Annotated in this window: 16 protein-coding genes and 1 tRNA gene; 4 read left to right on the top strand and 13 right to left on the bottom strand. The window is 67.1% G+C overall.

Annotated features, from left to right (window positions below):
- Positions 1 to 5: 5 nt before the first annotated feature.
- Both BLT45_RS10475 and BLT45_RS10470 read left to right on the top strand, forming a co-directional pair.
- Positions 6 to 2789 (top strand): PAS domain-containing hybrid sensor histidine kinase/response regulator, encoded by a 2784-nt coding sequence (locus BLT45_RS10475; protein ID WP_093301865.1) that lies wholly within the window; start codon positions 6 to 8, stop codon positions 2787 to 2789.
- A 522-nt stretch (positions 2790 to 3311) separates the two neighbouring features.
- A complete protein-coding gene (locus BLT45_RS10470; protein ID WP_254771904.1) occupies positions 3312 to 11897 on the top strand; it encodes a glycoside hydrolase family 94 protein in 8586 nt (2861 codons plus the stop codon).
- A 308-nt stretch (positions 11898 to 12205) separates the two neighbouring features.
- On the opposite strand, the gene BLT45_RS10465 is transcribed toward BLT45_RS10470, so the two are convergent.
- From BLT45_RS10465 to BLT45_RS10405, 13 genes are all read right to left on the bottom strand, one after another.
- Positions 12206 to 12291 (bottom strand) — tRNA-Leu (locus tag BLT45_RS10465).
- A 58-nt stretch (positions 12292 to 12349) separates the two neighbouring features.
- Entirely contained in the window at positions 12350 to 12937 is a 588-nt protein-coding gene (locus BLT45_RS10460) for a cysteine dioxygenase family protein (protein ID WP_093299063.1), read from the bottom strand.
- 236 nt (positions 12938 to 13173) lie between these two features.
- Positions 13174 to 14301, bottom strand: a complete 1128-nt coding sequence (locus BLT45_RS10455; RefSeq protein WP_093299059.1) for a homoserine O-acetyltransferase MetX — start codon at positions 14299 to 14301, stop codon at positions 13174 to 13176.
- A gap of 228 nt (positions 14302 to 14529) precedes the next feature.
- Positions 14530 to 15540: a tetratricopeptide repeat protein gene (locus BLT45_RS10450; protein ID WP_093299054.1), complete on the bottom strand. Its 1011-nt coding sequence runs from the start codon at positions 15538 to 15540 to the stop codon at positions 14530 to 14532.
- Complete coding sequence (locus tag BLT45_RS10445) at positions 15540 to 15998, bottom strand: cytochrome c-type biogenesis protein (protein WP_093299049.1); 459 nt, start codon at positions 15996 to 15998, stop codon at positions 15540 to 15542. The genes BLT45_RS10450 and BLT45_RS10445 overlap by 1 nt, the downstream gene beginning before the upstream one ends.
- Complete coding sequence (locus tag BLT45_RS10440; protein ID WP_093299039.1) at positions 15995 to 16591, bottom strand: DsbE family thiol:disulfide interchange protein; 597 nt, start codon at positions 16589 to 16591, stop codon at positions 15995 to 15997. The genes BLT45_RS10445 and BLT45_RS10440 overlap by 4 nt, the downstream gene beginning before the upstream one ends.
- Positions 16588 to 18528 (bottom strand): heme lyase CcmF/NrfE family subunit, encoded by a 1941-nt coding sequence (locus BLT45_RS10435; RefSeq protein WP_093299034.1) that lies wholly within the window; start codon positions 18526 to 18528, stop codon positions 16588 to 16590. The genes BLT45_RS10440 and BLT45_RS10435 overlap by 4 nt, the downstream gene beginning before the upstream one ends.
- 412 nt (positions 18529 to 18940) lie before the next feature.
- Complete coding sequence (ccmE, locus tag BLT45_RS10430; RefSeq protein WP_056880889.1) at positions 18941 to 19405, bottom strand: cytochrome c maturation protein CcmE; 465 nt, start codon at positions 19403 to 19405, stop codon at positions 18941 to 18943.
- A gap of 4 nt (positions 19406 to 19409) precedes the next feature.
- Positions 19410 to 19577, bottom strand: coding sequence for a heme exporter protein CcmD (ccmD, locus tag BLT45_RS10425; RefSeq protein ID WP_093299027.1), 168 nt, complete (start codon positions 19575 to 19577; stop codon positions 19410 to 19412).
- Complete coding sequence (locus tag BLT45_RS10420) at positions 19574 to 20332, bottom strand: heme ABC transporter permease (protein WP_093299022.1); 759 nt, start codon at positions 20330 to 20332, stop codon at positions 19574 to 19576. The genes ccmD and BLT45_RS10420 overlap by 4 nt, the downstream gene beginning before the upstream one ends.
- A gap of 15 nt (positions 20333 to 20347) precedes the next feature.
- Positions 20348 to 21034 (bottom strand): heme exporter protein CcmB, encoded by a 687-nt coding sequence (gene ccmB / locus BLT45_RS10415; protein WP_093299017.1) that lies wholly within the window; start codon positions 21032 to 21034, stop codon positions 20348 to 20350.
- Positions 21031 to 21675 carry a heme ABC exporter ATP-binding protein CcmA gene (gene ccmA, locus BLT45_RS10410; protein ID WP_093299012.1) on the bottom strand — a complete coding sequence of 215 codons (645 nt, stop codon included), beginning with the start codon at positions 21673 to 21675 and terminating at the stop codon, positions 21031 to 21033. Before ccmA ends, ccmB begins: the two co-directional genes overlap by 4 nt.
- A 117-nt stretch (positions 21676 to 21792) precedes the next feature.
- A complete protein-coding gene (locus BLT45_RS10405) occupies positions 21793 to 22299 on the bottom strand; it encodes a DUF3293 domain-containing protein (RefSeq protein ID WP_139187995.1) in 507 nt (168 codons plus the stop codon).
- Between the two features lie 71 nt (positions 22300 to 22370).
- On the opposite strand from BLT45_RS10405, the gene BLT45_RS10400 reads away from it, so the two are divergent.
- Both BLT45_RS10400 and BLT45_RS10395 read left to right on the top strand, forming a co-directional pair.
- Positions 22371 to 23522, top strand: a complete 1152-nt coding sequence (locus BLT45_RS10400; protein ID WP_093299003.1) for a pyridoxal phosphate-dependent aminotransferase — start codon at positions 22371 to 22373, stop codon at positions 23520 to 23522.
- Positions 23523 to 23541: 19 nt separating this feature from the next.
- Entirely contained in the window at positions 23542 to 24339 is a 798-nt protein-coding gene (locus BLT45_RS10395) for an amidohydrolase (RefSeq protein WP_093298997.1), read from the top strand.
- Positions 24340 to 24676 lie beyond the last annotated feature (337 nt).

Raw genomic sequence — 24676 nt, 5'->3', positions numbered from 1 at the left:
GTCCGATGCCGCAATCATCTACGTACCTGCCTCTAGATGCGCTGGATGGCGAACGCGTCCGTGTGGCGTTGGCGGCGGGTGCCATCATCGGAACATGGTTCTGGGATGTGAAGGCCGATGCCGTCACGGTGGATCCGGCGCTGGAGCGGGCTTTTGGTCTGGACCCGAGCGGTGGACGCCGGACGCTTCAGGACCTGATCCGGTCCGTTCATCCGGAGGATCAAACCAGCCTAGATGCCGCCATCCAAGACGCGATATCGCGCGGAGGACAGTACGTTCATCAGTACAGGACCCGGCATGGAGATGACGCGTGGCGTTGGGTCGAAGCGCGCGGGTGGGTCAATCTGGATGCGAGCGGCGCAGCCATAAGCTTCCCTGGCGTGCTGATCGACATCAGTGAAAGGCGGCGCGTCGAAGAGGCTCGGGATCGGGCGGAAGGCCTGCTCAATACGTTCGTGGAAGCGGTGCCAGGTGTCGTGTACGCCAAGGACCGGCAGGGTCGACTGCTGATCGGCAATCGCGGTACGACGAACCTGATCGGCAGGCCGCCGGAGGAGTACCTAGGACGCACGGATGCCGAATTGCTCGACAACCAGATACAGGCTGCGGCCGTCATGGCCGCCGACGCACGCATCATGGCGTCAGGCCAGATGGAGCAGTTGGAAGAGGAAGTGAACTATCCGAATGGGAAGCGTGCCTTCTGGCTGTCGACAAAGGCACCGCTCCGGGATGCGAACGGACAGATCGTCGGTTTGATCGGTGCATCGTTGGATATAACCGACAGGAAAGCGGTCGAAGCCAGCCATCGGGAGATCGAAGAGCGCTACCGCCTCGCCGCACTCGCCACGAGCGATGCAATTTGGGATTGGCGCATGGCGGACGGTCACGTGATCTGGAACGAGGCACTGGCCACGTTGTTCGGCCATGATCGACTGGAAAGCAGCGCCCAATGGTGGTTGGACAATATCCATCCCGATGACCGGGAGAGGATCGGCGACAGCATCCACGCGGTGATCGATCATGGCGGCGACGTATGGTCGGCCGAGTATCGTTTCCGGCGCGCCGACGGCGCCTATGCCGATATCTTGGACCGCGGGACAGTCCTGCGTGGATCGGCAGGCGAGCCGATCCGCATGATCGGCGCGATGCTCGACCTGACCGGACGGAAGGCCGCCCAGGCCGCCCTGACAGAAAGCGAGGAGCGCTTGCGGTTAGCGACGGAAGCGTCCGACATCGGCTTCTGGGACGTGGACCTGGTCAACGACCTGCTCATCTGGCCTGCGCGGACGAAGGCCATGTTTGGCATCTCGCCGCATGTTCCCTGCTCCATGGCGGACTTTTACGCCGGCTTGCATCCGGAAGATCTGGAGAAAACGAGCGTGGCGTTCGCCGCTGCGGCCGACCCCGCGCAGCGGGCGCTCTACGACGTGGAGTACCGGACCGTCGGCAAGGAGGACGGCGTGACACGTTGGGTAGCCGCCAAGGGACGAGGTCTGTTCGAACGCGATCGCTGCACGCGCGTGGTCGGCGTTGCGATCGATGTTACGGCGCGGAAGGCGGCCGAAACGCAGCTCAGGGAGCTCAACGAGCGCCTCGAAAGCCGGGTCGCCGAAGAGGTCGCCGAGCGCATACGCGTGGAGGATGCGCTGCGGCAGAGCCAGAAGATGGAAGCGGTGGGACAGTTAACCGGCGGTATCGCGCACGACTTCAACAACATGCTGGCTGCGATCATCGGTCCGCTGGATCTTCTGACGGGGCGATTGGATCCCGAGGACGCTCGCGCCAAGCGCTACGTGGACATCGCGATGGAGGCAGCGCGGCGTGCAGCACAACTCACGCAGCGACTGCTCGCTTTCTCGCGCCAACAACCATTGCAGCCCGAGTCGCTGGACGCCAACAAGCTCGTCGCAGGGATGTCGGACCTGTTGAGCCACTCGCTCGGTGGTGACGTTCGGCTTGAGACCGTACTGGCAGGCGGCCTCTGGAGGACGCATGCCGATCCCAATCAGTTGGAGAATGTGATCCTCAACCTGGCGGTGAATGCGCGCGACGCGATGCCCGAGGGCGGGCGCGTGACCGTGGAGACCGCTAACTGCTACCTCGATCATGGTTATGCGGAAGGGAATCTTGGTGTCGCACCCGGACAGTATGTGCTCATCGCGGTATCCGACACCGGCGCCGGTATGCCGGCCGAGGTCATCGCGAAAGCGTTCGATCCGTTCTTCACCACAAAGGAGGTCGGTCGGGGCACCGGGCTGGGCTTGTCGCAGGTTTACGGCTTCGTGAAGCAATCCGGCGGCCACGTGAAGATCTACTCCGAAATCGGCAGCGGCACCACCGTCAAGGTGTACCTGCCACGCCAAGTTGGCGCGGACGTGGGAACCGACGTCGTGACGATCGCCCATCCGCTTCCCCGCGGCGAGCTCCAGGAGGTCATTCTAGTGGTCGAGGATGAGCTGGCGGTGCGTCAGTTCTCCGTCGACGCGCTGACCGAGCTTGGCTACCACGTCTTCTCCGCGGACAGCGCCGCGGCCGCCCTGCGTATTCTCGAGGAAGAACCTTCCATCAGCCTGATGTTCACGGACGTGGTGATGCCGGAGACCAACGGACGCAAGCTGGCGGATGAGGCCTGCAGGCGGTGGCCGCATCTGAAGGTGCTTTTCACCACGGGTTACAGCCGCAACGCCGTCGTCCACAACGGTGTGCTGGACCCCGGCGTCAACCTGATCGGAAAGCCCTTCACGCTTCAGGAGCTTGCGGCACGCGTGCGCGACGTGCTGGAGAAGTGAGTTCTGGCAAGAGGGTGGAAACACCAGGGGTCCGTTCCCGACCCAAAGCGAGCCTCGACTGGATCTTCGTCTCTGGCTCTCATCGATCATGCAGCCTGTCCGGTGGTCGCTCAACAGTGCCTTGCAGCAAACTTGTCCGGCGTCCCCGGCGGATGCGTCGAGCGATCCATGCCACGCCTGAGCGCTTGCGAGTACACGGTGTGAAGACCGTAGAAGCCGACAGAGTAAAGGTCACCACACGCTGAGCAAGTTGCCGCCCTCCGTGGAATGACGTTCACGCTGCGCGCAGCGGCACGGATGGCATCTGCCTCGCAGGTCTTCACATTTCGCGAGTGGGGCCGGGTGCGAGGATGAGGACATTCCTGCCCCCACAGGCTCGTCATGACCAACCTCAAGCGCGCTTTCGGACGCTGGCTACGCCTGCGGCGCCGGCTCAAGCAGTTCCGTCGTACCCGTCTGTTCAGCAATCCGGCTGGCAAGGGCGAGGGCCCGCTGAGAGCCCAGCTTCTCAGCGTGGAGCAGATGGATGCCTATGGCCGTTCGCTTGCCCATGCGCACAAGGTGCGGATGGAGCCGACCGAAGAGCGGCTGCTTGAGCGCCTGCAGTCAAACCAGCGCGTACTGAGCGAGGCGAACGATCTTCTTAACGATCTGGTTCGCGAGGAACTGAGGATTTCGCCGGCCGGCGAGTGGTTGTTGGACAACTACCACATCATCGAAGAGCAGATCCAGCTGGCGCGGCGCCATCTGCCCAAGGGCTACAGTCGGCAATTGCCTTCGCTGTCGCACGGCCCGCTGCGCGGACTGCCGCGGGTGTACGCGCTGACGATCGAGGCGGTATCTCACGGGGACGGTCGTATCGACGGAGAGACCCTGCGTCGCTTCATTGCCGCCTACCAGACGGTTGCGCCGCTCAAGATGGGCGAACTTTGGGCCGTTCCCATCATGCTGCGCCTGGCATTGTTGGAAAACCTGCGTCGCATGGCGGCGCAGGTGATGAGCGACGGTGCAGATCGCCGCTTGGCCAACACATGGGCGCGGACGCTGAACCGCGCCGCCATCGAAGCGCCGGGTGACGTGGTGCTCACCGTGGCGGATATGGCGCGCTCCACGCCGCCGTTGACGGGCGCGTTCGTCTCGGAACTGACGCGCCGGCTGGATGGTCGCACGGGACCGTTGGCATTGCCGAGCGCGTGGCTGGATCAATGGGTGGCCGCTGCCGGCTATCGGATCGACGAGCTCGTCAATGCCGAAAGCCAACAGCAAGCGACCGACCAGGTCTCCATCGGCAACAGCATCGGCAGCCTGCGCTTCTTGGCGACGATGGACTGGAAAGGCTTCGTGGAAGACATGAGTGTGGTCGACAGACGCCTGCGGGAGGATCCTGCGGGCATCTACGGTCAGATGGACTTCGGCACCCGCGACGCCTATCGACATGTGATCGAGAAGATCGCACGCTCCAGCGGGGCGTCGGAGGACGAGGTCGCAGGTGTCGCCGTCACGCTGGCGCGCGATCACGCCGCATCGGAGGTTCCGCGCCAGCAGAGCGCACACGTGGGCTACTGGCTGCTGAATGCCGGGCTGGATCGCACGCTGGACGTCGTGGCACGTGCGGCGCCCGGCTATCGCCGTGCCCGGCTACGCCCGCAACGTTATCCACTGCTGGCGTACCTGTTTCCGATCGCTGCGATCATCGCGGTTGCGACCTGGGGTCTCATATCCAGCGGGTACGGCGATGTTCCGCTGTGGATCGTTGTCGGCCTCTCGATCCTGATCTTCAGTGAGCTGGGTATCGCGCTGGTCAATTGGCTCGCGACGCTGCTTATCTCGCCCCGTCCGCTGCCACGCATGGATTTCAGTACCGGAATTCCAGAGGCTTCTCGATCCGTGGTCGCCGTGCCGACCCTGCTTTCGAGCATCCGTGGCATCGATGGCCTGGTCGAAGGGATGGAGGTGCGTTTCCTGGCCAATCGGGATGCGCAACTCAGATTCGTCCTGCTCACGGATTTCCTGGATGCCCCGAGCGCGTCGCTTCCCGAAGACGAGGAACTGCTCGCGTACGCGGCGGCCCACATCGAACGGCTCAACCGGCGCTACGCGCCGGAAAAGCTGGACCGCTTCTTCCTGTTGCACCGGCCCCGGCAATGGAACGCAGCAGAGGGCGCCTGGATGGGATACGAGCGCAAGCGTGGAAAGCTGTCGGCGCTCAATGCGCTCATCCTGGACGGAGAGCATGCGCCCTTCATGCGCATGGTCGGCGATGTCTCGGCGCTGCGGCATGCGAAATACGTCATTACCCTCGATACGGACACCCGGCTGCCGCGGGACGCGGCCAGAGAGTTCGTCGCCACGCTTGCCCACCCGCTCAACCAGCCGGTCGTCGATCCGCGGCGCGACGTGGTGATCCGCGGTTACGGCATCCTCCAGCCGAGCGTCGGCAGCAGTCTCGGTGGCCGAAGGCCTTCCCGCTTCGCGAAGGTCTTCGGGAGCGAGCCGGGCATCGATCCGTACACACGCACGGTATCGGATGTCTATCAGGACCTGTTCGGTGAAGGCTCGTTCGTGGGCAAGGGCATCTACGACGTCGCCGCGTTCGAACGGGTACTGGCGGGGCGCCTGCCGGAGAACCGGATCCTCAGCCACGACCTTCTCGAAGGCTGCTTCGCACGCGCGGGCCTGGTCAGCGATGTGCGGCTCTACGAGGATTATCCGGATCGCTATTCCGCTGACACCAAGCGACGGACGCGGTGGACGCGCGGCGACTGGCAACTGTTGCCGTGGTTGCTGCCGCGCGTACCGAATGCCACTGGTGTGTGGGAGCGCAATCCACTGAGCTGGCTCTCGCGCGGCAAGCTGCTGGACAATCTCCGTCGCAGTCTGGTGCCGATGGCGGCGCTGGCGTTGTTCGTCATCGGATGGCTGCATGCACCGCGGCCGCTGGCCTGGACACTGATCGTACTGACGCTGTGGTTCCTGCCGGTCCTCGTCTCCGCGCTGAAGGACGGGATGACCCTGCCGGAAGATACGCCGGCGGAGACGCACTGGGTGCAGGTGGGCCGCGCCACCGCAAGGTCCTTGCAGCGCGCCGCGCTCAACGTAGCGTGTCTTGCCCACGAAGCCTGGCTCGCGAGCGGCGCCATCCTGCGCACGCTCTGGCGGCTGGGCGTGAGCCGGCGCCACCTGCTGCAGTGGAATCCTTCCAGCGAAGTGGAGCGCTCGCTGGCCGGAGATCGGAGCGCCGACTGGCGCGGCATGTTGCCGGGCTCGGTGGTGGCGGTCGCGGTCGCGCTGCTGTTGCTGTGGCTGCGACCCGACGTCTTGGCGGTAGCGGGACCGGTGCTGCTCGCCTGGATGTGGGCGCCCGCGGTGATGACCTGGCTGAGCAGTCCTCCGGAACGCGAGGATGCGGCACTGAGCCCATCGCAGCGCATGTTCCTCGGGAAGTTGTCGCGGCGTACATGGTCGTTCTTCGAAACATGGGTTAACGAGGAAGACCACTGGCTTCCGCCGGACAACATCCAGGAGCATCCCTCGCTGGTCGTGGCCCGGCGCACATCGCCGACGAACATCGGGCTCTCCCTGCTGGCGAATCTCGCGGCGTGGGATTTCGGCTATCTGCAGGCCGGCGCGGTCGCCGAGCGCACGCGTAACGTCTTCGACACGCTGGAGCAGCTCCCGCGGCATCGCGGACACTTCCTCAACTGGTACGACACCTCGAACCTGCAGCCGCTTCCGCCGCGTTATGTCTCCACAGTGGACAGCGGGAATCTCGCCGGCCATTTGCTGACCCTCAGGCAGGGCTTGCTGGCGTTGCCAGATGCGCCCATCCTGGCGCCCACGACGTTCAGCGGAATCGCGGACACGCTGGGGATTGTGGAAGAGGCGGCAGTCTCGCTCCCCGAACGGAGCGCTTCCATCGCGCTCGAGCTGGCGGCGTTCAGGAGCTGCCTTGCGGCGGTCGACGCGGATGCCGTCATGTCGTGGGATCGGGCAGCGTCGGCGCTAGCGGCCTTGCAAACGCATGCCGGAAATCTGTTGGCCGCCTGGCCAGCCCCGGTCGTCCTCGAGCCGGGCGACCGTCACTGGCCGCAGGCCTTGAACGATGCCTGCACGAGCGCGCTGGCTGAACTGACGGCCTTCTTTCCTGACGGGCCATTCCCACGATCGGCCGACTCGCCAGGCCGTCCCATTCCCACCCTGCGCGAACTCTCCACCGCAGGCGGCGATCCTCGCGCTTCGAAACTGGCGCGGGAACGTATCAACGAGCTGGAGCGGCTTGCACACGTGGCTGGCCAGTTCTCATTGATGGAATACGGCTTCCTGTATGACCGGTCGAGGAACCTGTTGGCCATCGGCTTCAATGTCGACGATCACCGCCTGGACAACAGCTTCTACGACCTGCTCGCTTCGGAAGTCCGTCTCGGCGTGTTCGTCGCCATCGCGCAGGGCCAGCTGCCCCAGGAGAGCTGGTTCGCGCTCGGCCGCCTGCTGACCGAGGTCAATGGAACGCCCGCACTGCTGTCCTGGAGCGGCTCGATGTTCGAGTACCTGATGCCGCAATTGGTGATGCCGGGCTACCCGGACACCTTGCTCGACCAGACCATGCACAACGCGGTGGAAGCTCACATCCTGCACGGCAAGGGGCTGGGCCTGCCGTGGGGCGTATCGGAGTCCGGCTACAACGCGGTCGATACCCGCATGAACTATCAGTACCGGGCCTTCGGCGTGCCGGGACTGGGCCTGAAACGCGGACTGAGCCAAGACAACGTCGTCGCGCCGTACGCCAGCATGATGGCGCTGATGGTCAGTCCCGAGGCCGCTTGCGAGAACCTGCAACGCTTGCAGGACCTTGGCTTCTCCGGTCGCTTCGGCATGTACGAGGCGATCGACTACACGCCCTCGCGCGTCCCGCCGGGACAGGAGTGCGTACTGCTGCGCTCGTTCATGGCCCATCACCAGGGCATGGGGTTCCTGTCGCTGGTCCATCTGCTGGGGAACGAACCCATGCAGCGCCGCTTCGTCGCGGATGCCGAGTTCCAGGCGACGCTGCTGTTGCTGCAGGAGCGCATCCCGCGGGTGGGCATCTTCCATCCCCACGAGGCGGAAACGCTGGAGACGCGGACACCCGTGGGCGAGGGAGAGGCGGTACTGCGGGTCCTGCGCGATCCGGAAGGTCCGCGCCCGGAAGTCCAGCTCCTTTCCAACGGGCGCTATCACGGGCTGGTCAGTCACGCAGGCGGTGGCTATAGCCGTCACCGGGACATGGCCACCACGCGATGGCGGGAGGACGGCACGACGGATGCCTGGGGGACGTTCTGCTATCTGCGCGACGTGGAGAGCGGCGATTTCTGGTCGGCCGCGCATCAGCCGACCTGCGTGCCCGTGGAGCAGTACGAAGCGATTTTCTCGGACGCCAAGGCCGAGTTCCGTGGCCGCAAGCAGGGCTTCGAGAGCCACCTCGAGATCGCTATCTCGCCTGAAGACGACATGGAGCTGCGGCGGCTGAAGATCGCCAACCGCAGCCGTCGTCCCCGTACCATCGAGATCACGAGCTACGCGGAAGTCGTCCTCGCCACGGCCGCCTCGGACGACGCGCATCCGGCCTTCAGCAACCTGTTCGTGCAGACCGAGATCGTGCGCGACAAACAGGCGCTGCTGTGCACCCGGCGTCCCAGAGCCCACGATGAAGTGCCGCCCTGGCTGATCCATCTGGTCGCCGTGCACGATGCCGACGTGGCATCGATCTCTTACGAGACCGACCGGTCGAAATTCGTAGGTCGAGGCAATACGACGCGCACGCCGAAGGCGTTGACGAGCGAAGCGGCACTGGGCGACAGCGAAGGGTCCGTACTGGATCCGATCGTGGCGATCCGAGTGAGGGTGAACCTCGAGCCGGAGCAGGCGGTCCAGATCGATATGGTCTATGGCGTGGCGACCAGTCGAGAAGCGAGCCAGACGCTGATCGACCGGTATCGCGACCGTCGTCTGGCGGATCGCGTATTCGATCTTGCGTGGACGCACAGCCAGGTGGTGCGGCGCCAGATCAACGCCACCGTCGCCGAAGCCCAGCTCTACGAGCGGCTCGCCAGCCTCGTGGTCTACGCCAACCCGCATCTGCGGGCCCCTGCCGACGTGCTGCGGCAGAACCAGCGCGGTCAGTCGGGCCTCTGGGGGCATGCAATCTCCGGCGATCTGCCCATCGTGCTGCTCAAGGTCCACGACGCTGACAACATCGAAGTGGTGCGGCAGCTGGTGCAGGCGCATGCGTACTGGCGGCTCAAGGGCTTGCATGCGGACTTGGTCATCTGGAACGACAGCAAGGCCGGTTACCGTCAGCAGCTGCAGGACCAGATCCTGGGCATGATCTCTGCCGATTCGGAGGCGTCGATCCTCGATCGGCCCGGAGGGATCTTCGTGCGGCCCGCACAGAACATGTCTCAGGAAGACCGCACCTTGCTGCAGGCGGTCGCCCGCGTACTCATCGACGACCGCGAGGGGACGCTGGCGGCCCAACTCGGGCGGAAGCTGCCGCCGAAACCGCTGCCCGCGATGCTCGCGCGCGAGCGCGGCGCCGACGACGCGTCCGGGACATCGGCATCCGACGCAGTCGAGTGGCAAGCACCACTCGATCCGGGAGGCGGACTTCCCGAGGCATGGAAGGGCGACGAGGAGCAGCGGGAAGCGCTGTGGCCGTTCCTGCCGATGGAACCGGAGCGCATCTTCGACAACGGGATCGGTGCGTTCACGCGGGATGGCAGGGAGTACGTCATCGTATCGCGTGAAGGCATGCCGACGCCCGCGCCGTGGTGCAACGTGCTGGCCAACGAAGCGTTCGGTTGCGTCGTCAGTGAAAGTTCGCCGGGCTACACCTGGTTCGAGAACGCCCACGAGTACCGTCTCACTCCTTGGCATAACGACCCGATCTCCGATCTGAGCGGTGAGGCGTTCTACCTGCGCGACGACACGAGCGGCGATATCTGGTCTCCCACGCCCCTGCCGTGCCGGGGGACGGGCGACTATCGGGCCCGCCATGGCTTCGGATACACCGTCTACGAACACCAGGAGCGTGGCATCCACACCGAGCTGTGGGTCTACGTGGGGGTTGATGAGGCGGTCAAGTATTCGATGCTCCGCATCCGTAACCTGTCTGATCAGACGCGCAAGCTGTCCGCGTTCGGATACGTCGAGTGGGTGCTGGGCGACCTGCGCCACAAGTCCAGGATGCATGTGGTGACCGAGGTGGATCCTGTCAGTGGCGCGCTGGTTGCACACAACTCGTTCAATACCGAGTTCGCAGGCAGGACGGCATTCTTCGACACTGACGCCAGCGGCTGCAGTTGGACATCGGACCGCATCGAGTTCGTCGGTCGCAACGGGGGCCTACACCACCCGGTCGCCCTGCGTCGGGAACGACTGAGCGGTCGTGTCGGCGTCGGGCTCGACCCGTGCGCGGCCATCCAGGTGCCGATGGAACTGGGCCCGGGAGAGGAACGGGAAGTGGCCTTCAGGCTGGGTGCGGCGAAGGACCGTGACAGCGCGCTGGCGATGGCACGTCGCCCCCAGGGAAAGCATGGCGCCCACGATGCGCTGGACGCGGCAAGAATCCATTGGCGAGGGTTGCTGGATTCGATCCAGGTACGCACGCCCGATGCCGCGTTCGATGCGCTAGCCAATGGCTGGCTGCTGTACCAGACGCTGGGCTGCCGCTATCTGGCGCGCAGTGGCTATTACCAGTCCGGCGGTGCATTCGGCTTCCGCGACCAGTTGCAGGACACGATGGCGACGATCCACGCGCGACCGGACCTGAGCCGCAAGCACCTGCTCACCAGCGCTGCCCACCAGTTCCCCCAGGGCGACGTGATGCACTGGTGGCATCCGCCGCAGGGGCGGGGCGTCCGGACGCGCTGCTCGGACGACTATCTCTGGCTGCCGTTGGCGACAAGTCGCTATCTCGAAGTGACCTCCGACACCACCGTGCTGGACGAGATCGTGGGATTCGTCGAGGGCAGGGAGGTCAACCCCGATGAAGAAGGCTATTACGACATGCCGGCGACGTCCTCGCTACGGAAGTCGCTGTACGACCATTGCGTCCTGGCGCTGCAACGCGGCTGCAGCCTGCTGGGCGAGCGCGGAATACCGCTGATGGCCACCGGCGACTGGAACGACGGCATGAACCGCGTCGGCGAAGCTGGGCGTGGCGAAAGCGTCTGGCTCGGCTTCTTCCTGGTGGATACGTTGCGCAGGTTCGTTCCCGTCGCGCAGGAGCGCGGCGATGCCGAGGTCGTACGCTGGTGCGTCGAACAGGCGGATGCCCTCGCTGCCGCTTTGGAGACGCATGCCTGGGATGGCGAGTGGTATCGCCGGGCATGGTTCGACGACGGCACGCCCATCGGTTCTTCCAGCAGCGATGAATGCAGGATCGATTCGATCTCGCAGAGCTGGTCCGTGCTGTCGGGCGTTGCCGAGGCCTCGCGTGGGCAGCGTGCGCTGGACTCGCTCTATACGAAGCTGGTGAAGCCGGAGGCTGGCCTGGTCCAGCTGCTCGATCCGCCTTTCGATAAGACGGCGCACGATCCGGGCTACATCCGAGGCTATGTCCCAGGCGTCCGCGAGAATGGCGGCCAGTACACACATGCCGCGGTGTGGGCGGCCATGGCGTTCGCGCATGCCGGCGACAATGCCCGTGCCTGGGATCTCGCTCGCATGATCAATCCGATCAACCACGCGCTGGACGCGGACGCCGTCCACGTATACAAGGCGGAACCGTATGTCATGGCCGCCGATGTTTACGCGGTGCCACCGCATACGGGGCGCGGCGGATGGACGTGGTACACGGGGTCGGCCGGCTGGATGTATCGGCTGCTGGTCGAATCCGTGCTGGGTCTGCGGCGCAAGGGGGATGTGCTGACGCTGGTTCCCTGCGCGCCTGCCCACTGGGATGCCTTCGAAGTGCGCTACCGATTCGGCAGCGCCACCTACCAGATCAACGTCGAGGTGGGGAGTGAACCGGGCGGTGCGAGGCTGATTCTGGATGGCGCGGCGCAGGATGCGCTGGAGATCCCGCTGGTGGATGACGGAAAACTCCACCACGCCGCGTACGTCACCTGAGGTCTAAGCGCCGTGCTTCGACCCGAGACTGAAGCGAGATGGCGCAACCTGGTCGACATGATCCCGGTGTGGAAAAGCCGGGTTCGCCATCCTGCGCAGTTCTGGCCGCAGTTCCATGCATTGGTGCTCGAGATAGAGATCGAATGTGATCCAGAGGAAATTGCCGAGCTCCGAAGTCGTGTCAACGACCTGGTGGAGACCTTCGATCGGATTTAGGGACGATGTTCGCTTCTGGCCTTTAGCGGACTTTCGACATGTGCGCCCAGGCCCCACAAACGAAAAAACCCTGGAGGTCCAGGGTTTGATCTTGGTGCCGGAGGTGGGACTCGAACCCACACGCTTTTAAGGGCGGCGGATTTTGAGTCCGCTGCGTCTACCATTCCGCCACTCCGGCGCGGACGCGAAGTATAGCCGAGCGCGGGGCCTCGCCGACAGGGTGGACCCGCGTGGGCTCAGTTGACCTGGTCGGTGCCCAGCAGGCGCTCGCCGCGGCGCTGCCAACCGCTGGTGCCGGCCTCTTCCTCCGGCGTGTAGATGCCGCAGCGGACCATCGTGCGCTGGTAGACGTGCAGACTGACCGCCACGGCCTTGTCGCTGGGGTTGCGGATGGTGTGGTACTCGTGCGGCGGGATCAGGCTGCCGGCCGACCCGGTGCCTGCTTCGATGGTGCCGGCCGGGATGAACCGATAACGCACCTCGTCGTGCTCGGCCAGCTCGTACTGGGTGATTTCCAGCCGCCCGCGCCACACGCCTTCCACGCACCACATGCCCGAATGATCGTGGATCTTCGTGCCCTGGCCGGGGCCCCACGTCATCGCGATCACGCTGTAGCCGTGCTCCGGACTGGTGTACAGCTCGCGGCGCGCGTAGTGGTCCGAGATCGGCTCCAGCACACAGGCTGGCAGGCGCACGTCCTCGTCGCAGATCAGTTCGCACAGCGACTTGCGCAGCGCATCGGTGATGGCGCGGTCGTCGCCCAGGGCGACGGCGGCGTCCAGCGAGGCGACCAGCTTGTCGGCGCCGGGGAAATCGAGGGTCATGGCACGGCCCGGATAAGAATGTGGGGCCATTTTAGCCGCCCCGGCCGGGGAGGGCGTCGTGCGGTGCGGAAATGGCCTGAGATCCCTCGCCCCGCGTGCGGGGAGAGGGTGCCCGGAGGGCGGGTGAGGGGCGAACGGAGGCCGGATGGGACGGTGCACGGGTCGCTACCGCGCTTGCCCCTCATCCGCCTTCGGCACCTTCTCCCCGCCTCGCGGGGAGAAGGGAGCATCCCGGATCAGATCGACGCCAGGAAATCCCGCACGGCCGGGCCGAAGCGGTCGTAGTCCACCAGGAAGGCGTCATGGCCCTGCGGCGACTCCAGCGGCAGGAAGTCCGCCTGCGCGCCGCCGGCGGCCAGGCCCTCGGCGATCTGCTGCTGTTGCTGCAGCGGGAACAGGATGTCGGTGGTGGCGCCGATGGCCAGCGCCCGCTGCACGCGGATCTTCGCCAGGCCCGCGACCACATCGCCGCCCGCCGGCTCCTGGGCGGCATATTCGGCCAGGTCGAACCAGTCCATCGACCGGCTGAGATAGAGATAGCAATTCGGGTCGAACCGGCGCACGAACCGGCGCGCATGGCCTTCCAGATAGCTCTCGACCTGGAATTCCAGGCCGAACGGCTCCTCGTCCGGGCGGTCGGAGTCCAGCCGCACGCGGCCGAAGCGGCCATCCCACTCCAGCGCCGAGCGGTAGGTGATCACGCCCAGCTTGCGCGCCATGCGCATGCCGGATTCCGGATAGGTGTCGTCGTCGTACTGGCCGTGGTTCCAATGCGGATCCAGGCGGATCGCCTCGCGCTGCAGCGAGCGGATGGCGATGGAGAATGGCAGCGCCTGCGCACTGCCGGAGATGTTGATGTGGGTGCGCGCCGCGCCCGGGTGCAGCAACAGGTAGGCGAGCGCGGTCATCCCGCCCATCGAATTGCCGATGATGCAGGCCAGCTGCTCGATGCCCAGCCCCCGCACCACGTCGAATGCCGCGTTCGCGCCGTCTTCCACCGACAGTTCGGGGAAGTCGAGCCGATACAGCGCGCCGGTGTCCGGATTGACCGACGCCGGCCCGGTCGAGCCCTTGCAGCTGCCCAGCGAGTTCACGCAGACCACGAACCAGCGATCGGTATCGATCGGCTTGCCGGAGCCCACCATCGGCTCCCACCAGCCCTCGTCCGGGTTGCCGGCATTGCGGGCGGCATGCGCATCGGGCGACAACCCGGTGACGATCAGCACCGCATTGTCGCGGCGCTCGTTCAACGTACCCCAGGTCTCGTACGCCACCCGCGCCCCGTGCAGCGCGCCCCCCCGCTTCATGCGGAACGGCGAGGGCAGGGGATGGAAGCGGGTGCCGGGGGGGATGAATTCGGTCATCCGGGCAGTGTAGGCAATGCCGCCGGGCGATGCCATTTCACCCGTGCATCGCGGTGTTGCGGTGCTTTGCGTGCCCTCTCCCTGCGAAGCGGGGAGAGGGTGCCGAAGGCGGGTGAGGGGCGAACGAAGATGGACAGCGTCGGCGCACGTGTGTGCACCGCGCTTGCCCCTCATCCGCTCTCCGGGCACCTTCTCCCCGCAGGCGGGGAGAAGGGAGCGACAAGCGCCTTACGGCACCACGCGGTCGATCGTCAGGGTGTAGGTGTTGCCGGCCTTCACGTCGGCGGTGATGGCAGTGGCTTCCAGGTCGCCGGCGGTCGCGGTGGCGGCGCCGCCCTTGGAGATACGCGCGACCAGTTGCACCTGCGGCAGCTGCGAGAGCTTCAGCGTGGGCATGGGGCTGTCGCCGTCGCCGAGCGGTACCGTCATCGGGAACGACGCCACCGGCAGGCGCTTGGCGGCGACCGGCATCGGCGGGCCGCCCACCTGGCGGGCGAACACGAACAGCGTATCGCCCGGTGCCAGCTTCTCTTTCAGCGCGGGCGCGAGGTCCACGGTCACCGTCAGCAGCGCGGGCGAAGCGTCGGCGGCAGGCGCGGCGTCGGCGAGCGGCGGCAGGCCGGCTTCGGCGCGCGCTTCGTTGATCTGCGTGCGCAGGGTGGCGGCGGTGTTGGGATCCACCTGGGCCAGCAGCGGCTCCCAGGTCTTCGCGGCCTCGGCCGGCTTGCCGTCCTGGCGCTGGGCCAGGCCGACGAACCAGGCGGCACGCTGATGGCCGGGATTGATCTGGCGCGCGCGTTCCAGCAGCGCGATAGCCTGCGCATCGAGCTTGCGGTCGGCGTTGTTGAACAGGCGGGCCTGCGCGGCTTCCACCAGCAAGTCGGCGTCGTCGGGCATCAGCTGTACTGCGCGCTCGAACGCCTTCTGCGCGTCGCCGTAGCGCTGCAGCGCCGCGTAGGACTTGCCGAGCAGGCGCCAGCCCTCGGGTTCGTTCGGCTTCTTCTTCAGCTCGGCCTCGAGCTGGGCGATGGCCTCTTCCAGCGTGGCCGGCGCGGCCGCGGTGGCCTGCGGTTCCAGCGCGGCGGGCGTGCCGACCACGCGGTACAGCGCGAACGTGGCGATGCCGAGCGCGACCACGCCGCCGATCACCAGCGGCTTGGCGGTGCGCCACAGCGGCCACAGCACCGCCAGCAGCACGGCCACGGACAGCACGATGGCGAGGATCACGAACGTGGTCATCACCACTCCTGGTCGTTGTCGTCGGTGGCGGGGGCCGGTTGCCTGGCGCGGCGCGCGACGATGCGCCCCACCCACACACCGCCGGCCAACAGCAGCAGCAGCGGGCCGAACCAGAGCACGTAGGTGCCGGGTGCGACATCGGGCTTGTACAGCACGAACTCGCCGTAGCGGTCCACCAGGAACTGCTTCACCTGCGCGTCGTTCTTGCCCTGGCGCATCAGGTCGAGCACTTCGCGGCGCAGGTCGTGGGCGATCTGCGCGTTGGAATCGGCCAGCGACTGGTTCTGGCACATCACGCAGCGCAGTTCGGCGGTGAGCCTGTGGAAGCGGGCTTCCTCGGCATCGTCGCGGAACTGCAGCGGGGTGGGATCGCTGACCTGCGCGAAGACCGGCGCGGCGACGGCGACCAGCAGGGCCAGCAGCAAGGCGCGCAACAGGAGGACGGGGGAGGTGTTCATCGGCCGGTTTCGATCTTTTCCAGCGCGGGAATCAGCTGGTGGTCGATGATGGCCTGGTCGATGGCGCCGACGTGCTTCCAGCGCACGATGCCCTGGCCGTCCACCAGGAAGGTCTCGGGCGCTCCGGAAATGCCCCAGTCGATCGCCGTGCGGCCTTCGATATCGGCCAGCACCATCATGTAGGGATTGCCGAACTGCTCCAGCCAGCGCAACGCATCCGGGCGCTCATCCTTGAGGTTGTAGCCGATGAAACGCACGCGCTTGGTCAGCGCGAACCGGGTGAGGACCGGGTGCTCCACGCGGCATTCCGGGCACCAGCTGCCCCACACGTTCATCACGTAGGCCTGGCCGGCGAGGTCGGCGTTGGTCACGCGCTTGGTGGGTTCGTGCAGCAGCGGCAGGTCGAACGCGGGCGCCGGCTTGCCGATCAGCGTGGAGGGCAACGCATCGCGGCCGGCGCGGTCGGACTGCTTCACCCCGTAATACAGCAAGCCCATCAGGCCGACGAAGAACAGGCCGATGATGACCAACGCGAAAGTCAGCGCGCCCTGGGAGCGCGGCGGCGACGGCGGGAGTTCGGACGCGTTGCTCATGCGGGGGTCGCCTCGTTCTTGCGGTGATTCCGGAAGCGGCGGTCGGCGGCGGTGACGAAGCCACCCAGCGCCATCAGGGCGGCGCCGAGCCAGATCCAGCGGACGAAGGGTTTGATGTGCACGCGCAGCGACCATGCACCATCGCCGAGCGGTTCGCCGATGGCGACATAGACGTCGCCGAGCACGCCGGGCTTGATGCCGGCCTCGGTCATCACCTGGCCGCCGCTGGCGTAGGCGCGCTTTTCCGGGTGCAGCAGTGTCACCGGCGTGCCGTCGCGCAGCACCTGCACATGGCCGCGGTCGGAGAGGTAATTCGGGCCCTGGGTTTCATCGACGCCCTGGAAATGGAAGCCCCACCGGCCGACCTCGACGGTTTGGCCAGGCTTCACGGCGAGTTCGCGCTGCACGTTGAGCGCTTCCACCAGCAGCGCGCCCACCAGGAACACCGCGACGCCGGTGTGCGCCAGCGTCATGCCGAGCATTTCCGGGGTGAAGCGGCCATTGGCGCGCAGGCGCGACCAGATGAAGCGCACGGTGCCCAGGCCGACCCACGCCGCGCCGAGGATGCCGGCGGCGGCCTTGAGCTTGCCCTGCGGCGCGACGAAGTAGGCAACGACGGCCAGCACGACCGACAGCAACACCCACGGCAGCAGCATCGCGCCGAGGCGGGAGGCCTTGTCGCGCTGCCACTTGGTGAGCGGGCCGAACGGCACCAGCGCCACCAGCGGCGCCATCAGCACGATGAACAGCAGGCTGAAGTAGGGCGGGCCGACCGAGATCTTGCCGAGGTCCAGCGCATCGGCGATCAGCGGGTAGAGCGTGCCCAACAGGATCATCGCGCAGGCGGCGGTCAGCAGCAGGTTGTTGGCCAGCAGCAGGGTCTCGCGCGAGTTGGCGGCGAAGTACGACTTCTCCGTAGCGTCATCGGCCAGTTGCGGCGCGCGCCATGCATACAGCAGCAGCGAGCTGCCGATCACGATGCCGAGGAAGATCAGGATGAAGACGCCGCGGCTGGGATCGGCCGCGAAGGCGTGCACGCTGGTGATCACACCCGAGCGCACCAGGAACGTGCCCAGCAGCGACAGCGAGAACGCGGCGATGGCCAGCAGCAACGTCCAGCCGCGGAAGGCGCCGCGCTTCTCGGTGACCGCCTGCGAATGGATCAGCGCCGCACCGACCAGCCAGGGCATGAAGCTGGCGTTTTCGACCGGATCCCAGAACCACCAGCCGCCCCAGCCCAGTTCGTAGTACGCCCACCAGCTGCCCAGGGCGATGCCGAGGGTGAGGAAACCCCAGGCGACGTTCGTCCACGGGCGCGTCCAGCGCAGCCAGCGCGCATCGACGCGGCCATCGAGCAGCGCGGCGATCGCGAACGCGAACGGCACCACGAAACCCACGTAGCCCACGTACAGCAGCGGCGGATGGATGATCATCCCCGGGTCCTGCAGCAGCGGATTCAGGTCGCGGCCCTCGCCCGGCGAGGGCAGCAGGCGGATGAAGGGATTGGAGGTGAAGATCAGGAAGGCGAGGAAGCCGACGGCGACCAGCCCCATCACGCCGAGCACGCGCGCGATCACGACGTCCGGTAGGCGACGCGAGAACACCGCCACCGCGCCCGTCCAGATCGCCAGCACCAGTGCCCACAGCAGCAGCGACCCTTCGTGCGAACCCCACACCGCGGTGTAGCGGTAGACCATCGGCAGCAGCGAGTTGGAGTTGTCGGCGACGTACTTCACCGAGAAATCCTGCTGCACGAACGCGACCGTCAGCGCGATGAAGGCCAGCATCACCAGCCAGAGCTGCGCGTAGGCGGCTGGGCGGGCGACGTCCATCCACGCGGTCTTGCCGCGGTGCGCGCCGGCCAGCGGCAGCACCGCCTGCAGGATGGCCACCAGCAGCGCCAGGATCAGCGCGATTTGTCCGAGTTCAGGCAGCATCAGTCATCCATTCCCTCGCCCCGCTTCGCGGGGAGAGGGTACCGAAGGCGGGTGAGGGTCACGTCCGACAGCGGCGCCTGAAAGCAAAAAGCGCCCCTCATCCGGCCTTTGGCCACCTTCTCCCCGCAGGCGGGGAGAAGGGGATGAGGCGCATGGTCGTGAAGTAGTGTGGTGGCTTGTGCTCGTCGAGAGCGTTCTGCGTTCGAGTCCCTCTCCCTGCGCAGCGGGGAGAGGGTGCCGAAGGCGGGTGAGGGGCGAGCGGAGTCGCGAAGTCCCGAAAAATCCGTGTACAGACGGATGCGCGGAATGGACGTCCGACAGCGGCGCCAGAAAGCAAGAGCGCCCCTCATCCGGCCTTCGGCCACCTTCTCCCCGCAAGCAGGGAGAAGGGAGATCACGGCGGGCTCGGCGATCAATTCGCCGGCCCCGTCGGTGCGGCCTGCACGTCGTGCTTCTGGTGCGCCTTGCCCATCTTGTCGGCGACTTCCTTGGGCATGTACGTCTCGTCGTGCTTGGCCAGCACGTCCTCGGCGACGAACACGCCGTCCTGCATGGTGCCGGTGGCGACCACGGCCTGGCCCTCGCGGAACAGGTCCGGCAGGATCTTGCCGTAGCGCACGGTCAGCTGCGCATCGCCGTCGGTGACGCGGAACTGGGAGACCAGCGACCCGCTCTCGCGCTTGAACGAGCCCTTCTCGACCATGCCGCCGAGGCGGAAGCGGGCGCGCTCGCTGGCATCGCCACGCAGCACTTCGGCCGGGGTGTACAGGTACGCCACGTTGCGTTGCAGGGCCATCGCGATCAGCGCGGTGGCGGCACCGGCGACCAGCAGGGCCAGCAGCACGAACAGCAGGCGGCGGCGACGGACGGGATTCATGCGGTCAGCGTTCCAGATCGGCGGGCGCGGCGGCGCGGCGGGTGTCGCGTGCGGCGCGTTGGCGGGCGGCGCGCAGTTCACGGCGCACCTGCAGGCGCGGCGCGAGGAAATCCCATGCCAGCACGACGGCGAACACGGCGTAGGCGCCGATGACGTATTCCAGGTAGCTCACGGCGCGGCTCCCTTGGCGGCGGCGAGTTTCGCCACCCAGTCCTTGCCGGCCTCGCGGCGCAGGTTGTCGGCGCGCGCGCGCGCCAGCAGCGAACCGGCGAACCAGAACTTGGTCGCCACCACCATCAGCACCAGCGGCAGCACCATGCTGTCGTCCATGCTCGACTCGCCGAACACGCGGATCGTCTGGCCTTGGTGCAGCGAGTTCCACCACACCACGGAATAGCGGATCACCGGCAGGATCGCCACGCCGACGATGGCCAGCAGGCCGGCCGCGCGGGCGGCGTTGCGGCGGTCGTCGATGGCGCCGTACAGGCCCATCACGCCCAGGTAGAGGAACAGCAGGATCAGCTCGGTGGTCAGGCGCGGATCCCAGTCCCACCACGTGCCCCACATCGGCTTGCCCCAGATGCTGCCGGTGGCCAGGGTGATGATGGTGAACGCGGCGCCGGTGGGTGCGCACGCCATCGCCAGGATCTCGCACAGCTTGATCCGCCAGATCAGCGCGATGGCCGCGTAGACCGCCATCAGGCCGAACACGAACATGCTCATCCACGCGCTGGGGACGTGGATGTAGAGGATGCGGAAGCTGTCGCCCTGCTGGTAGTCGGCGGGGGCGACGAACAGCGCCTGCCACAGGCCCAGCCCCAGCAGCACGATCGCGGCGAGGTAGCACCACGGCGTCCAGCGCGCCGCGAAGCGGTCGAAGTAGGGCGGCGAGCCGAGTTGGTGGAACCAGCGGACGAGTGGATTCATGCGCAGCGTGGGTCTTCAGGTCAGGGCGATGCGGATCGCCGCGGCGGCGGCCAGCGGGGCGAGCAGCAACGACAGCAGCAGGCCGGCGGCCAGCCAGAGGAGGGCGCCGGAGGCATCCAGGCCTTGCGCGTTGGCGGCCACGGCGCCCGCGCCGAACACCAGTACCGGCACGTACAGCGGCAGCGCCAGCAGGGCCACAAGGATACCAGAGCGCCTCATGCCGACCGTCAGGGCGGCGACCACCGCACCGAGCAGGCTCAGCAGCGGCGTGCCCAGCGCCAGCGTGGCCAGCAGCATCGGCAGTTCGCTGCGCGGCAGGTGCAGCATTTCGCCCAACAGCGGCGCGGCCAGCACCAGCGGCACGGCGGTGGTGGCCCAGTGGGTCAGCACGCGCACCAGCACCAGCCAGGCCAGCGGCACCGGGGCGAGGATCCATTGTTCGAGCGACCCGTCCTCGGCATCGCCGCGGAACAGCGTATCCAGGGACAGCAGGCCGGCCAGCAGCACCCCCACCCACAGCACGGCGGGCGCCACCTTCGACAGCGCCTGCGGCGAGGTACCGAGGCCCAGCGCGAACAGCACCACCACCAGCAGCGCGAACAGCGCCGGTTGCAGCGCATCGCCGCGGCGGCGCCACAGCAGCTGCACGTCGCGCACGACCAGGGCGCGGGCGGTCTGGAACAGCGAGGGCGCCGGATTCATGCGGGGCGCTCCAGCAACAGCATGCGGGTCTGCACCGGCGGGGCCGCGTAGGCGCCGTGGGTGGTGACCAGCGCGGCGCCGCCGTCGCGCAGGTGCGCGGAGATCATTCGGTTGACCAGGGTGATGCCGTCCAGGTCGAGGTTGGCGTAGGGCTCGTCCAGCAGCCAGAGCGGCGACGGCGACAGCCACAGGCGGGCCAGCGAGAGGCGCTTCTTCTGGCCGGCGGAGAGCTGCCGCGCGAGCGCGTCCTCGTATCCGGCCAGGCCGACCATGGCCAGCGCGTTGCCCGGCATCTGGCGGGCGCGGCGCCCGTGCAGGCCGCAGAGGAAGTTGAGGTTCTCGAGCGCGTTCAGGTCCGCCTTCAGTGCCGGCAGGTGGCCCAGGTAGGCCATCGCATGGGCACGGCGCGACGGGCCGGCGGGATGGCCGTCGATGTCGATGTGGCCCGCATCGGCGCGCAGCAGCCCCGCCAGGACGCGCAGCAGGGTGGTCTTGCCTACGCCGTTGCCGCCCTGCACCAGCAGGGCCTCGCCCGCGTCCACGGCGAAATCCAGCGGCCCGAACACCGGCTCGTCGTTGCGCGAGAACGCCAGGCCGCGGGCGGCCAGCAACGGCGGATGGGTGGGAGCGGCGTCGGTCATCGGGTCGGGCGTTCCCGTGCGGGAGGCTGGGTGTCCTGGGGCTCAGCCGCCCATTCTAAACGGAGCCGCCGGTCCACCCGCCTGCGACAGACCGTCGCGCCCCCGCAAACATGCGCGTCAGCCCACCCAGTCGGTGTGCGGGTCGCCGTCGGCGCCGGCCGGCCGGGGCCACATCATCCGCAAGCGGACGGGTTCGCCGGCACGCCAGCACAGCGTGCCGCCCTGGCCGAATTCCCGCGCCAGCGCATCGGCCTGCGCCAGCGTGGCATCCAGGACCAGGCAGCCGTACTCGACCATGCCCCCCTGGCTGTTGCAGCCGAGCGCCGGGTGCAGGCTCAGGCCCAGCGCCTGCACGCGCGCCTCCAATCGGGCCTGCGCGGCGTCGTTGTCGGCGCGCGAGGCTTCGCCGGGCGGGGGATTCCAGGCGGTGATGAACAGATAGCGGTCGGCCATGACCTGGCGTTCGACCTCGGGTGTCGTCAGGCCCGCGCAGAACAGCCATTCCTTGCGACCGAGGGTGACGAAGTAGTGCGCGGCGGCCCAGGCGATGGCCAGCCGCGCGCGCTCGGCCTCGGGGACATCCCCGTTCGCGGCGCCTTCGGCGGGAACACTGTGTTCGGCCATGGCCGCATCATCGCGCGTAACGTCGAGCGCGTACACTCCGTGCTCCCCCTTCCACGAGTACCTGAACCGGGATGTTCCAGCCGCAGACCAAGCTGCCCAAGGTGGGCACCACCATCTTCACCGTGATGTCGCAGCTCGCCGCCGAGCACGGCGCGGTCAACCTGGGGCAGGGCTTCCCGGACTTCGCGGTACCGCAGCGGCTGGTGGACGAGCTGGACCGCGCCATGCGCGACGGCCACAACCAGTACGCACCGATGACGGGCGTGGCGCCGCTGCGCCAGGCCATCGCCGAGAAGGTGCTGCGCTGCTACGGGCGCGAAGTGAACCCGGACACCGAGATCACCGTGACCAGCGGCGCCACCGAGGCGCTGTTCAACGCGATCCACGCGGTCGTGCGCCCGGGCGAAGAGGTCATCGTGCTGGACCCGGCCTACGACAGCTACGAGCCGGCCATCGACCTGGCCGGCGCGCGTGCCGTGCACGTGCCGCTGGACCCGCAGACGTTCGCCGTGGACTGGGACCGCGTGCGCGCGGCGATCACGCCGCGTACGCGCCTGCTGATCGTCAACAGCCCGCACAACCCGTCCGGCGCGATGTTCGACGAAGCCGACATCCGCGCGCTGGCCGCGCTGCTGGAAGGCACCGGCATCTACCTGATCTCCGACGAGGTCTACGAGCACATCGTGTTCGATGGACGTCGCCACGAATCGATCCTGCGCTATCCCGAACTGGCTGCGCGCGCGTTCGTGGTCTCCAGCTTCGGCAAGACCTACCACTGCACCGGCTGGAAGATCGGCTACGCCATCGCGCCGCCGGCGTTGAGCGCGGAATTCCGCAAGGTCCACCAGTACAACGTGTTCTGCACGTTCGCGCCGGCGCAGCACGCGTTCGCCGCGATGATCCGGCAGGAGCCGGAGCACTACGAGCAGCTGGGCGCGTTCTACCAGGACAAGCGCGACCGTTTCCGCGAACAGCTGCTGGGCACGAAGTTCAAGCCGCTGCCGGTGCCGGGCGGTTATTTCCAGCTGGTCGACTATTCCGCCGTCAGCGACCTGCCGGATGCCGAGTTCGTGAAGTGGCTGACCGTCGAGCACGGCGTCACCGCGATCCCGCTGTCGCCGTTCTACGAAACGCCGCCGACCGGCCAGCGCCTGGCGCGTTTGTGCTTCGCCAAGAACGAGGCGACGCTGGATGCGGCGATCGCAAGTTTGAAGACGCTCTAGGGCGGAAACGGAGACACGCATGCAGGACCTGCGCATTTCCCTGATCCAGGGCGAAACCCGCTGGCACGATCCGGCGGGCAACCGCGACTACTACGGCGGGCTGATCGCGCCGCTCGCGGGGCAGACCGATCTGGTGATCCTGCCGGAGACCTTCACCAGCGGCTTCAGCAACGAGGCGATCGACCAGGCCGAGGGTATGGAGGGCGCCACGGTGGCATGGATCCGCGAGCAGGCGGCGACGCTCAATGCGGCGATGACCGGCAGCGTGCAATTGCGCACGGCGGACGGCGTATTCAACCGTCTGCTGTTCGCCATGCCCGATGGCGGTCTGCAGCATTACGACAAGCGCCATCTGTTCCGCTATGCGAACGAGCACACGCGCTACGCCGCCGGTCGTGAGCGTCTGACGGTGGAGTGGAAGGGGTGGCGGATCAATCCGCTGGTCTGCTACGACCTGCGTTTCCCGGTGTTCGCGCGCAATCGCTTCGATGTCGAACGCGCGGGCCAGCTGGATTTCGATCTGCAGCTGTTCGTCGCGAATTGGCCGGCGCCGCGGGCTTATCCCTGGAAGACGCTGCTGCGGGCGCGGGCGATCGAGAATCTCTGCTACGTGGCGGCGGTCAATCGCGCGGGCACGGATGGCAACGGGCACGCATACAGTGGCGACAGTGCGGTGATCGATTTCCTCGGGCAGCCGGTGGTGGAGTTGCCGGCGGGCGAGGGGGTGGTGACGTCGACGATTTCGGCGGAGGCGTTGGCGGCGCATCGGGAGCGGTTCCCGGCGATGCTGGATGCGGATCGGTTCGAGCTGCGTTGATCCCTCGGATGTTGCGCTCGGTATCAAGCTTGCTGGTGCAGCCAGCATGGTGCGCTCGCCGCGAGGCGTCACTTTCTTTGCTTGTGCAAAGAAAGTAACCAAAGAAAGCACACCCCAGGCGGCACGCCCTGCGCTTCGCTCCGGGTCCGCGAGCGGTCCGGGAATTTCCGTAAGGCACATCCATGTGCCATACGAAAACGCCGCCCATCCGGGCGGCGCCCTTCGGGTTTTACCCGGCCCACTCGCCGTGCCTCATGGGGGCCCTGAAGAGCCAGGTCAAAGGCGTGCCCGCCGGATATGTCCGTCTCGACTTTCGGGGCCCCTGAGGTCCGGCAGT

The sequence above is a fragment of the Pseudoxanthomonas sp. CF385 genome, assembly GCF_900104255.1.
Lineage (GTDB): Bacteria > Pseudomonadota > Gammaproteobacteria > Xanthomonadales > Xanthomonadaceae > Pseudoxanthomonas_A.
The sequence above is the reverse complement of the archived record's forward strand: the minus strand, read 5'-3'. Positions and strand labels throughout refer to the sequence as shown.